Origin of the sequence: Modicisalibacter muralis (genome assembly GCF_900102945.1) — a bacterium.
GTDB classification, from domain to species: domain Bacteria; phylum Pseudomonadota; class Gammaproteobacteria; order Pseudomonadales; family Halomonadaceae; genus Modicisalibacter; species Modicisalibacter muralis.
Genome location: NZ_FNGI01000001.1, coordinates 470,885 through 483,134, shown reverse-complemented (window position 1 = coordinate 483,134; position 12,250 = coordinate 470,885). Strand labels below are relative to the sequence as shown.

8 protein-coding genes are annotated in these 12,250 nt (G+C 62.2%); 5 read left to right on the top strand and 3 right to left on the bottom strand.

The features are described 5' to 3' along the window. Window positions 1-79 precede the first annotated feature (79 nt). The 4 genes from acnB (at window position 80) to BLR92_RS02265 (ending at window position 6,098) form a co-directional block, all read left to right on the top strand. Window positions 80-2,683 carry a bifunctional aconitate hydratase 2/2-methylisocitrate dehydratase gene (gene acnB, locus BLR92_RS02280; protein WP_089725949.1) on the top strand — a complete coding sequence of 868 codons (2,604 nt, stop codon included), beginning with the start codon at window positions 80-82 and terminating at the stop codon, window positions 2,681-2,683. Window positions 2,684-2,966: 283 nt separating this feature from the next. Then, window positions 2,967-3,572 carry a porin family protein gene (locus BLR92_RS02275; RefSeq protein ID WP_089725094.1) on the top strand — a complete coding sequence of 202 codons (606 nt, stop codon included), beginning with the start codon at window positions 2,967-2,969 and terminating at the stop codon, window positions 3,570-3,572. A 139-nt stretch (window positions 3,573-3,711) separates the two neighbouring features. Continuing rightward, entirely contained in the window at window positions 3,712-4,200 is a 489-nt protein-coding gene (rraA, locus tag BLR92_RS02270) for a ribonuclease E activity regulator RraA (RefSeq protein WP_089725092.1), read from the top strand. 71 nt (window positions 4,201-4,271) lie between these two features. After that, on the top strand, window positions 4,272-6,098 hold the full coding sequence (locus BLR92_RS02265; RefSeq protein WP_089725090.1) for a glycerophosphodiester phosphodiesterase family protein: 1,827 nt from the start codon (window positions 4,272-4,274) through the stop codon (window positions 6,096-6,098). A 79-nt stretch (window positions 6,099-6,177) separates the two neighbouring features. On the opposite strand, the gene ppsA is transcribed toward BLR92_RS02265, so the two are convergent. Then, complete coding sequence (gene ppsA, locus BLR92_RS02260) at window positions 6,178-8,550, bottom strand: phosphoenolpyruvate synthase (protein ID WP_089725088.1); 2,373 nt, start codon at window positions 8,548-8,550, stop codon at window positions 6,178-6,180. A gap of 232 nt (window positions 8,551-8,782) precedes the next feature. On the opposite strand from ppsA, the gene ppsR reads away from it, so the two are divergent. Further along, the gene (gene ppsR, locus BLR92_RS02255) at window positions 8,783-9,616 is read left to right on the top strand and encodes a posphoenolpyruvate synthetase regulatory kinase/phosphorylase PpsR (protein ID WP_089725086.1); all 834 of its coding nucleotides are present in this window, start codon (window positions 8,783-8,785) and stop codon (window positions 9,614-9,616) included. Here the strand turns inward: ppsR and BLR92_RS02250 are convergent. Further along, entirely contained in the window at window positions 9,613-10,824 is a 1,212-nt protein-coding gene (locus tag BLR92_RS02250; RefSeq protein ID WP_089725084.1) for a CaiB/BaiF CoA transferase family protein, read from the bottom strand. The two genes, ppsR and BLR92_RS02250, sit on opposite strands and share 4 nt — an antisense overlap. A gap of 156 nt (window positions 10,825-10,980) precedes the next feature. Then, entirely contained in the window at window positions 10,981-12,165 is a 1,185-nt protein-coding gene (locus tag BLR92_RS02245; protein WP_089725082.1) for an acyl-CoA dehydrogenase, read from the bottom strand. Window positions 12,166-12,250: the final 85 nt, after the last annotated feature.

Below are 12,250 nucleotides of genomic sequence, written 5' to 3'. Positions count from 1 at the left end.
TCGCCGACGTTCGCGCATCTTTATGGTTTCGATACCTCCACCTGCTCATGGATTCCGAAAATTGATGAGGGTCCCCACCGTGCTTGAAGCCTACCGCCAACATGTCGAGGAACGCGCAGCCGAGGGCGTACCACCGAAGCCGCTGAATAGTGAACAGACCGCCACTCTGGTCGAGCTGCTCAAGAATCCGCCGACCGGTGAAGAACAGGCACTACTCGAACTGATCACCGACCGCGTTCCACCGGGTGTCGACGAGGCCGCTTACGTCAAGGCCGGCTTTCTTACCGCCATCGTCAAGGGCGAAGCCGAGTCACCGCTGATCGATGCGACACATGCGGTCAAGCTGTTGGGCACCATGCAGGGCGGCTACAACATCGCCACCCTGGTCGAGCTGCTCGACGACGCGAACCTGGCCAAGGATGCCGGCGAACAGCTCAAGCACACCCTGCTGATGTTCGATGCTTTCCACGACGTCGCCGAGCGCGCCAAGGCCGGCAACGCCGTGGCCAAGGGCGTCCTGCAATCCTGGGCCGACGCCGAGTGGTTCCTGGCCAAGCCGGCGCTGGCCGAGAAGATCACCCTGACGGTGTTCAAGGTGCCCGGCGAGACCAACACCGACGACCTTTCTCCGGCACCCGATGCCTGGTCACGCCCGGATATTCCGCTGCATGCCAACGCCATGCTCAAGAACGCCCGTGAAGGCATCGAGCCCGAAGCGCCCGGCACCAAGGGGCCGCTAGCCCAGATCGAGGCGGTCAAGGCCAAGGGCTTCCCGGTCGCCTACGTCGGCGACGTGGTCGGCACCGGCTCCTCGCGCAAGTCCGCCACCAACTCGGTGCTGTGGTTCTTCGGTGACGACATCCCCTTCGTGCCCAACAAGCGCGCCGGCGGCTTCTGCTTCGGCAACAAGATCGCGCCGATCTTCTTCAACACCATGGAAGACGCTGGCGCCCTGCCCGTCGAGATGGACGTCTCGAAGATGGCCATGGGCGACGTGATCGACGTCTACCCGTACGAGGGTAAGGTCTGCCGGCATGGCAGCGATGAAGTGGTCAGCACCTTCGAGCTCAAGACTCGGGTGATTCTCGACGAAGTCCGTGCCGGCGGCCGTATTCCGTTAATCGTCGGCCGTGGCCTGACCGACAAGGCGCGTACCGAACTCGGCCTGGGCGCCTCCGACGTGTTCAAGACCCCGGAGCAGCCGAGCGATACCGGCAAGGGCTTCACCCTGGCACAGAAGATGGTCGGCAAGGCCTGCGGCATGGACGGGGTACGCCCTGGCACCTACTGCGAGCCGAAGATGACCACCGTCGGCTCCCAGGACACCACCGGGCCGATGACCCGTGACGAACTCAAGGATCTGGCTTGCCTGGGCTTCCAGGCCGACCTGGTGATGCAGTCGTTCTGCCACACCTCCGCCTATCCCAAGCCGGTCGATGTGGAAACTCATCACACCCTGCCCGACTTCATCATGAATCGCGGCGGCGTCTCGCTACGTCCCGGCGACGGCATCATCCATTCGTGGCTGAACCGCATGCTGCTGCCCGACACCGTGGGCACCGGCGGCGATTCCCATACGCGCTTCCCAATGGGCATCTCCTTTCCCGCGGGCTCCGGCCTGGTGGCTTTCGCCGCCGCGACCGGCGTGATGCCGCTGGATATGCCGGAGTCGGTACTGGTGCGTTTCAAGGGCGAGCGCCAGCCGGGCGTGACGCTGCGCGACCTGGTCCATGCGATCCCGCTCTATGCCATCAAGCAAGGCCTGCTGACCGTCGATAAATCCAACAAGCAGAACGCCTTCTCGGGCCGCGTGCTGGAGATCGAGGGTCTCGAGGATCTCACCGTCGAGCAGGCCTTCGAGCTCTCCGACGCCTCCGCCGAGCGTAGCGCCGCAGGCTGCACCATCACGCTCTCCGAAGAGAGCATGAGCGAGTACCTGAAATCCAACATCACCCTGCTCAAGTGGATGATCGGCAATGGCTATGGCGACGTGCGCACCATCGAGCGACGCATCCAGGGCATGCAGGAGTGGCTGGCCAATCCCAGCCTGATGCGCGCCGATAGCGATGCCGAGTATGCCGAGGTCATCGAGATCGACCTCTCCGAGATTACCGAACCGGTACTCTGCGCGCCCAACGACCCGGACGACGCGCGCCTGCTCTCCGACGTCGCCGGCGAGACCATCGACGAAGTGTTCATCGGCTCGTGCATGACCAACATCGGCCACTTCCGCGCCGCCGGTAAGCTACTCGAGAAACAGCCCGCCGGCAGCCTGAAGACCAAGCTGTGGCTGGCGCCGCCGACCAAGATGGACCAGCACCAGCTCACCGAGGAAGGCTATTACGGCATCTACGGTCGCGCCGGCGCACGCATGGAAATGCCCGGCTGCTCGCTGTGCATGGGCAACCAGGCCCGCGTGGCGCCCAAGGCCACCGTGGTATCGACCTCGACGCGTAACTTCCCCAACCGCCTGGGCGATGGCGCCGACGTCTATCTGGCCTCCGCCGAGCTGGCCGCGGTGGCCGCGGTCGTCGGCCGCCTGCCCAGCGTCGAAGAGTACCAAGCCTATATGGGTGAGTTCGATGCCATGGCCGGTGAAATCTACCGTTACATGAACTTCCATGAAATCGAAGAATTCCAGAAAGTCGCTTCCAACGTGATTCCGGTCGCCCAGGAAGCCTGAACCCTCGATTCCGATGCTCGCAACATTGATGGAGCCATCTAGCAGGCTCCCGAATCGATGACCGAAGCGTCCTGCCTTACCGGGTAGGACGCTTTTTATTGCAACAAATATTTACCCTTCGTAACCGACGATTCCTTGTCGTCGAACAGTGTTTTGCTTACATTTGAAAAGTCTCAATCAAACGACTGACACACTGCGTGAAGCAAGGCAGGATGCCCCCTCACGAACACCACGGCGAACTATCTGAATCGCCCACTTGCAAGTCGTCACAAGGAGAACACACGTGAAACTCAAGACTCTGCTTACCGCCTCATTCGCTTCCACCGCGCTCTGCGCCATGGCACCGAGCGCGCTCGCCGCGCCCAACACCGAAAACCTGTATATCGGTATCGGTACCGGCTTCAGCTCGCTGGAAAACGACAGTGAAGACGTCGACGATTTCGTCTCGGACGGCGCTGACGATTTCGATATCGACGACGATGAAGACAACGTCTTCAAGGGCTTCGTCGGCTACGAATTCAACCCGTACTTCGCCACCGAGCTATTCTATGCCGATCTTGGCCGTACGCGCCTGGAAGGCAACGATGACGCCAACACCGATCTGGAATCCAATGCCTACGGTGTCAGCCTGGTCGGCAAGCTGCCACTCGCCGATTGGTTCGAGTTGTTCGCCAAGGCCGGTATGGCCAAGTGGGAAACCGATGTCGATGGTAACCTCGGTAACGCCAGCGTAGACCTCGAAGACAACGACGGCATCGACCCGGTTTACGGCGTCGGCGCCCAGTTCAATTTCGAGCCCGTTCTGGTTCGCGCCGAGTACGAGCGCTACGACTTCGATAGCGATTACAAGATCGACACCTTCACCGCCTCGGTCGGTTTCCTCTTCTAACAGGGCCGAACATCGCGAAATATCAACGCCGGGGCTTGCCCCGGCGTTGCCGTTTTATCGCGTCCAAACCCGCATACGGGCTTTTCTCGCTGCCCGGCTGTGGCATGATCGAAGGCTACCGATTGTCAGGAACCCCATCATGAATCCTATCGTTACCCCCGATATCTGCGATGCCCATCCCGAGGTTCGCGTTCTCGACCCGTTGTTCGTCAACTTCGGCGCCATCGAAGCCTTTTGCGGCCCGGTGCGCACCGTCAAATGTTTCGAGGATAATTCATTGGTCAAGGAAGCCGTATCCGAGCCCGGCGACGGTGCTGTGCTGGTGGTCGATGCCGGCGGTTCGCAGCGCTGCGCCCTGCTCGGCGACATGCTCGCAGAGAAAGCCGCCGACAATGGTTGGGCCGGCGTGGTCATGTACGGCTGCGTAAGGGATGTCGACGCGCTGGCCGACATCGAGCTGGGTGTTCAGGCGCTCGGCGCTCACCCGCGTCGCAGCGAAAAACACGGCGCTGGGCAACGCGACATCAACGTGACCTTCGCCGGCGTCACCATCGAACCCGGCCAATGGCTGTACGCCGATAACAACGGCATCCTGATCGCCGAACGGCAGCTTGCGCTGGATAGTTAGACCGGGGCTGGTAAAGGAGAGCCCATCGCGGCGTCATTGCCTCGCGAAAGCCACAATGCGACGCTCAGCCCATGCCTAACGAGATGTCTCTGTCACCACACTCCCTGCTGGCGGCCGTAGCCAGTTCATTGCGCGAGCACTGGCGGCCCTTGGTCGCCTACCACCTGTTCTTCACGCTACTCGCCGCAACGGTGCTCCTGCCGGCCTCGGCAAACGCGCTGGCAGCGCTTCTCAAGCGCATCGGCCGTCCGGTACTCACCAATAGCCAATTGCTCGACGTGGTGCTATCGCCCTCTGGGTTGCTGTGGCTGCTGGCGGCAACCGGCCTGACCTTCCTGCTGCTGTTCCTGCAGCAGGCCGGCATGATTCTGATGGCGGTAAGACCGGGTGGCCATCGCTATCGCGTCGCCCTGGAAGCGCTATGGGCCGTCGCACGGCGATTCCCCGGAGTGGCTCTGCTGACGCTGTTTCAAGTCGGCGCTCATCTGTTGCTGGCCCTACCGCTGTTGTTAGCGTTGATGGGTCTCTACGAAGCGCTACTCGGTGACCTGCCAAGCTATTACGTCTGGCAAGTACGACCGACCGAACTGTGGCTCTTCTTCGCCAGTGGACTGCTGCCGGTGCTGATATGGCTATGGCTGGCGGCCAGGCTCTATTTGCGCTGGTCGCTGGCACTGCCAGTGCTGATTCTCGAGGACCTGTCGCCACGTCGCTCGTTGGCGCGCAGCCATGCATTGACGCTTGGCGCCAAACGTTATCTGGCACTGCCGATCGCCGTGCCGGTAGGCGTCATCATCGTCCTGCCGATATTGGTCACCGCCCTATTCGATGTCCTGATCACGCCGCTGCTGCTATGGCTACCGGAAAACAGCGCGGTGCTGATTCCCGCCATGCTGGGGTATCTCACCACCTACGGCGTGTTGACGCTGGCCGTCACCTTCATTGGCGTAGCCGCCAATAGCCTGTTGGTCGGTTGCCTCTACCTGCGCCTGGCCCATCGACAGCCCAGGCTGCCCACGCCACCAGCGAACGCCCACCCTGGCTGGGTAGCCTGGGGCGCCGAGCTTCTGGTACTGGCTTTTGCCATCGTTCAAGCCACTCAGGCTCTCAACAGCTTCGAGATCCGCGACCGGGTGGTCATCACCGCGCATCGCGGCAGCTCATGGACGGCGCCTGAAAACACCCTGGCTGCCATCGAACAAGCCATCGATGACGGCGCCGATTACGTCGAGTTCGATGTTCGCCTGACCGGCGACGGTGCCGTCGTCGTCTCGCATGACGATAGCCTGCGCCGGCTGACCGGGCTGGATCGATCGCTGAGCGAGATGACTCTAGTGCAGGCCCGCCGGATCGACGTCGGAAGCTGGTTCGACGATGCCTATGCCGGCCAGCGCATTCCCACCTTCAAGGAAGTGTTGGATATTACTCAGGGCCGTGCCGGCCTGTATATCGAGCTCAAGCCAGGCCCGGATGAAGCGCAGGAACTGGTTACTGCCGTGCTCGAAAAACTGCCCGAGGCACGCCGCGACGAGGCGATCATGGCCTCGCTGTCGCCGGTGGTGATCAACGAAGTGAATCGCCAGGCGCCACAAATGCGTACCACGCTGTTCGCCCAGTTCGTGCTGCGCGGCGGGTTGAACATGACCACCATCGATGCGCTGGGATTACGCCACGACCGGGTCACCGCGGAAGCGGTCAAAGCGGCACATCATTACGGCTACCAGCTACACGCCTGGACGGTAAACGGCCGAGGCCAGATGTCGCGATTGATCGACCTTGGCGTCGACAACATTATTACAGACCGCCCCGCCCTGCTCAGCGAGGTACTCGCCGAGCGCGAGGCGCTCAGCGACGGTGAGTTGTTGCTGGTGAAACTCCGCAACTGGCTGCACTCCTAGCGCTGGAGGCCCTCCCAAACGACGATGCCCGGCACTCACTGAAGAGTGCCGGGCATCGCGTACCGAGAAAAGCGCTCTGTCAGGCCAGGGTTTCGCCGGCCAGCATGAACCAGGTTTCGAGCACCGCATCGGGGTTCAGCGATACCGAATCGATGCCTTGCTCCATCAGCCACTTGGCCAGGTCGGGGTGATCCGAGGGCCCCTGGCCACAGATACCCACGTATTTACCCTGCGCCTTGCAGGCCTGGATGGCCATCGCCAGCAGTTTCTTGACTGCCGGGTCGCGCTCGTCGAACAGGTGGGCGACGATGCCGGAATCGCGGTCCAACCCCAGAGTCAGCTGGGTCAGGTCGTTGGAGCCGATCGAGAAACCATCGAAGTGCTCGAGGAACTCGTCGGCCAGCAGCGCATTGGTCGGCAGCTCGCACATCATGATGACCTTGAGGCCACGCTCGCCACGCTTCAGGCCGTTGGCGTCGAGCAGTTCGACCACCTCACGGCCTTCGTCCGGCGTGCGCACGAAGGGAATCATGATCTCGACGTTATCCAGCCCCATCTCGTCGCGCACCCGCTTGAGCGCCTGGCATTCCAGCTCAAAGCACGGGCGGAACGACTCGGAAACATAGCGCGAGGCACCACGGAAGCCGAGCATCGGGTTTTCTTCGCCCGGCTCGTAGAGCTTGCCACCGATCAGGTTCTCGTACTCGTTGGACTTGAAGTCCGACATCCGCACGATGACCCGCTTGGGATAGAACGCCGCCGCCAGCGTCGAGATGCCTTCCACCAGCTTGTCGACATAGAAGCTCACCGGGTCGGCGTAACCGGCGGTGCGCACGTCGATGACCTGTTGCAGGTCGGCGGGTAGCGTGGCGTACTCGAGCAGCGCCTTGGGATGCACGCCGATCATGCGATTGATGATGAACTCCAGGCGCGCCAGGCCGACACCGGCGTTGGGCAGCCCGGCGAAGCTGAAGGCGCGATCGGGGTTGCCGATGTTCATCATGATCTTGAACGGCAACTCGGGCATGGCATCGACGCTGGAGGTCTTGCAGTCGAAATCGAGCAGCCCCTCGTAGACATGCCCGGTATCGCCCTCGGCGCAGGATACCGTGACCTCATGGCCATCCTTGAGCACCTCGGTGGCATCGCCGCAGCCGACCACGGCGGGGATGCCCAGCTCGCGGGCGATGATCGCCGCGTGACAGGTCCGCCCGCCACGGTTGGTGACGATCGCCGAGGCACGCTTCATCACCGGCTCCCAATCGGGGTCGGTCATGTCGGTGACCAGCACATCGCCGACTTCGACCTTGTCCATCTGCTCCGGTGTCTGGATGACCTTGACCGCGCCCTTGCCGATACGCTGACCGATCGCCCGGCCCGATACCACCAGGCGGCCCTTCTCACGCAGTTGAAAGCGCTCGAGCTTGCCACCCTGCTGATTGGACACCACGGTCTCGGGACGCGCCTGAACGATGTACAACTTGCCGTCGTCGCCATCGCGGGCCCATTCGATGTCCATCGGGCGGCCATAATGCTGCTCGATGGTTACCGCCTGACGGGCCAACGCCATGACATCGTCGTCGCCGAGACAGAAACGCGCGCGATCGGCCAGCGGCACATCGATGGTCTGTACCGAGCGCCCGGCAGAGGCGTCATCGGTGTAGGTCATCTTGATCAGCTTGGAGCCCAGTGTACGGCGCAGAACAGCCGGCTTGCCGGCGGCCAGCGTCGACTTGTGAACATAGAATTCGTCGGGATTGACCGCGCCCTGCACGACCGTCTCGCCCAGACCCCAGGAGCCGGTGACGAACACCGCGTCGCGATAGCCGGATTCGGTGTCGAGGGTGAACATCACCCCAGAGGCGGCGGTTTCCGAGCGGACCATCTTCTGCACCCCGGCGGACAATGCCACCTGGGCATGATCGAAGCCTTGATGCACGCGATAGGAAATCGCCCGGTCATTGAACAGCGAGGCGAATACCTCGTGCACCGCACGCTTGATATTGTCGAAGCCCTCGATATTGAGGAAGGTCTCCTGCTGACCGGCGAAAGACGCGTCGGGCAGGTCCTCGGCGGTCGCCGAGGAGCGCACCGCCACTTTCAGATTGGGGTGGCGCGATTCGAGTTCGCGATAGGCTTCGCCCAACGCGGTTTCGAATTCGGCGGGCAGCGGCGTTTCGATGACCCACTGGCGAATCTCGGCACCGACGCGCACCAACTCGTTGACATCGTCGACATCGAGTCGTGCCAGGGCGTCGTTGATGCGCTCGTTGAGGCCTTCATGAGCGAGGAACTGGCGGTAGGCATGCGCAGTCGTCGCGAAGCCGCCGGGTACGGTGACACCGGCATCGGCCAGGTTGGAGATCATTTCGCCAAGCGAGGCATTCTTGCCGCCAACGCGCTCGACGTCGGCCATGCCGAGACGATCGAACCATTCGATGTACTGTTCCAAGAGACCCCCTAGTTCGTATGCGGCGTTTGACGTCGGACGCGTCACGCTTGGCAGATGAACGTCACCCTACCAAGCGGGGGTCGTATTCGCCATTAGTCTAATAGCGAAGTCACTGGAGTATTTTTACAACAATCCGGCTTTTGGGCCGATTCGTGTAGTCGAGTTGCTGCGCTACCGGCGAATCGGGACAATACTCGCACTACCGTCAAACCATCACAGCGAGAGCCCCGGCATGCCCCGCACCGCCTTCTTCATCTCCGACGGCACCGGCATTACCGCCGAGTCCCTGGGGCGCAGCCTGCTCGCCCAGTTCGCCAGCGTCGATATTCGTATGGTCACCAAGCCCTACATCGATTCCCTCGAAAAGGCTCATGACCTGGCCGCGGTCATCGAAGCCACGGCGGTTCGCGATGGCGAGACACCGATCATCATCGACACCATCGTCGATCAGTCGATTCGCCAGATCATCACCCAGACGCCGGGCTTCAAGGTGGATATCTTCACCACCTTTCTCGCCCCGCTGGAAGAAGAGCTGAAGACGCACTCGTCGTATAGCGTCGGCCATACCCACGCCATCGGTCGCGACGATATCTACATGCAGCGTATCGACTCGGTACACTTCGCTCTCGATAACGACGATGGCGCACGCGTTCATCAGTACGACAAGGCCGATATCATCCTGGTCGGCGTGTCGCGCTGCGGCAAGACACCGACCTCGCTGTACCTGGCCCTGCAGTTCGGGATTCGTGCCGCCAATTATCCGCTCACCGAGGACGATCTCGATGAGGATGGCACGCTCAAGATGCCCAAGGCGCTGGCGCCCCACCGCCACAAGCTGTTCGGGCTGACCATCGATGCGCGCCGCCTGAAGGCGATTCGTAGCGAACGACGCCCCAACAGTCGCTATTGCTCGATCGACCAGTGCCTGATGGAAGTCCAGCAGGCCGAGGCGCTCTATCGCCGTTATCACGTGCCGTTCATCGACACCACGCGTTTCTCGATCGAGGAAATTTCCACGCGGATGATTGCCGAGACGGGGTTACAGCGGCGTTTCAGCCCCCGTTAAATGACGCCCTGGGCACGCAGCGCCGCGAGGCGCTCGTCGTCCAATCCCAGCCGCTCGCCGAGCACCCGCGCGGTATCCTCACCCAGGCGTGGCGGCGGGCGGTCGCTGACCTGCGGCTGGCTGTCGAAGCGTAGCGGATTGGCGACCTGGGGAATGCGCGCGCCTTCGCGTATGAAGTCGAACGCCATGCCGCGATGGCGCACCTGCGGGTCGTCGAATACCTCGCTGACGGTGTTGATCGGCCCAGCGGGAATGCCGTCGGCCTCGAAATCCGCAAGCCATTCGTCGCGAGTACGACGCCGCAATAGCGTGGCGATCATCGGCACCAGTTGCTGGCGATGTGCGACCCGTGCGGCATTGGTAGCGTAGGCCGGATCGCTCGCCCATTCCGGCTGTCCGAGGCGCTTGGCCAACCTGGCGAACTGGCTATCGTTGCCTACCGTCAGCACCAGATGACCATCGGCGCAAGGGAATGCCTCGTAGGGCACGATATTGGGATGGGCGTTGCCGTGGCGACTGGGCGATGCCCCACTCACCAGCGCGTTCAGCGACTGGTTGGCCAGCGTGGCGACCTGGACGTCGAGCAGGCTGACGTCGATCTGCCGGCCGCGCCCGGTGCGTTGGCGTTCGTTCAGTGCCGCCAGGATCCCCACCGTGGCGTACAGGCCGGTCATCACGTCGGTGATCGCCACCCCGGTCTTCATCGGCTGGCCGTCGGGTTCGCCGGTCAGACTCATCAACCCGCCCATGGCCTGGATCATGAAATCGTAGCCGGCGCGATGGGCATAAGGGCCATCCTGGCCGAAGCCGGTGATCGAGCAACCGATCAACCGCGGATTGCTGGCCGTCAGGCTGGCGTAGTCCAGCCCGTAGCGGGCCAGCCCACCGACCTTGAAATTCTCGATCAGGATATCGGCCTGCGCCGCCAACTCGCGAATCAGCGCCTGCCCTTGCGGGTGGCTGATATCCACCGTCACCGATGCCTTGCCGCGATTGGCGCAAAGATAATACGCCGCTTCGCGAGGGCCGCCCTGCTCGAGTGAATCCTCCAGCCAGGGCGGCCCCCAACCGCGCGTATCGTCGCCGCCTTGCGGTCTTTCTATCTTGATCACCTGGGCGCCGAGATCGGCGAGCAACTGGCCGGACCAGGGCCCAGCCAGTACCCGCGACATATCCAGCACCACAACGCCTTGCAGCGGACTCGCCATGCGTGCTCCTTGACTTAAAACCCCTTGGAGAATCACGAAATAAATCGCCGAACGGAATGAAGCGCAAGAAGCCCGGAGCACAGTAAAATTGACATAACTTGTCGTTAGGCAATTTTACGAGCACCGCGTGACACAGCGATTCGTCCGTGCTGGCATTTATTCGGCGCTAAAGGCCTGGATACCGGTCTGCGCGCGGCCGAGAATCAGTGCATGCACGTCGTGGGTACCCTCGTAGGTGTTGACCGCTTCGAGATTCATCACATGACGAATCACGTGATACTCGTCGGAAATACCGTTGCCGCCGTGCATGTCACGCGCCTGGCGGGCAATATCCAGTGCCTTGCCGACGTTGTTGCGCTTGATCAGCGAGATGGTCTCGGGCACCAGTTGCCCGGCGTCGATCATGCGCCCCACCCGCAGGGCGGCCTGCAAGCCCAGCGTGACCTCGGTCTGCATGTCGGCGAGTTTCTTCTGAATCAACTGATTGGCGGCCAATGGACGACCGAACTGCTTGCGATCCAGGGTGTACTGGCGCGCCGCATGCCAGCAGAACTCGGCGGAACCCATGCTGCCCCAGGCGATACCGTAGCGTGCGCGGTTGAGGCAACTGAACGGGCCCTTGAGGCCGGTGACATTGGGCAGGCACTGCTCGTCGCCGACGACCACGTCATCGAGCACGATTTCGCCGGTGGTCGATGCGCGCAGGCTGAACTTGCCCTCGATCTTCGGTGCGCTCAGCCCGGCCATGCCCTTCTCGAGAATGAAGCCGCGCAGCACGCCCTCGTCGTCCTTGGCCCAGACCACGAACACGTCGGCGATCGGCGAGTTGGTGATCCAGGTCTTGGCGCCGTTGAGCTTCCAGCCATCCGCCACGCGAGTCGCACGGGTGCTCATGCCGTTGGGGTCGGAACCATGGTCGGGTTCGGTCAAACCGAAGCAGCCGACCCATTCGCCGCTGGCGAGCTTGGGCAGGTATTTGTCGCGTTGCGCCTCGCTGCCGAAGGCATGGATCGGGTGCATCACCAGGCTCGACTGCACGCTCATCGCGCTGCGGTAGCCGGAATCGATGCACTCGACTTCACGCGCGATCAGGCCATAGCTGACGTAATTGAGCCCGGCGCCACCGTAGCCGTCGAGCGTCGCACCAAGCAGGCCCAGCTCGCCCATCTCGGTCATGATCTCGCGATCGAAGCGCTCGTGCCGGTTGGCTTCGAGTACGCGCGGCATGAGTTTTTCCTGACAATAATCCTGCGCGGTGCGCTGCACCATGCGCTCGTCTTCATCGAGTTGATCGATCAGGCGGAACGGGTCGTCCCAGGTCAACGGGGTAATCTGGCTCATGAGGCGGTCTCCAGGCTGCAAATCGCAGATAGATAGAATAGCGTTGTTTTGCGAATAATTTCTACATTTTCACTGAATGCAGACT

What these genes read in the sequence shown, in the direction of transcription:
- rraA (WP_089725092.1), top strand. Translation starts at nt 3,712, where the DNA reads ATGAATCCTATCGTTACCCCCGATATCTGCGATGCCCATCCCGAGGTT.
- BLR92_RS02265 (WP_089725090.1), top strand. Translation starts at nt 4,272, where the DNA reads ATGCCTAACGAGATGTCTCTGTCACCACACTCCCTGCTGGCGGCCGTA.
- ppsR (WP_089725086.1), top strand. Translation starts at nt 8,783, where the DNA reads ATGCCCCGCACCGCCTTCTTCATCTCCGACGGCACCGGCATTACCGCC.
- BLR92_RS02250 (WP_089725084.1), bottom strand. Translation starts at nt 10,824, where the DNA reads ATGGCGAGTCCGCTGCAAGGCGTTGTGGTGCTGGATATGTCGCGGGTA.
- BLR92_RS02245 (WP_089725082.1), bottom strand. Translation starts at nt 12,165, where the DNA reads ATGAGCCAGATTACCCCGTTGACCTGGGACGACCCGTTCCGCCTGATC.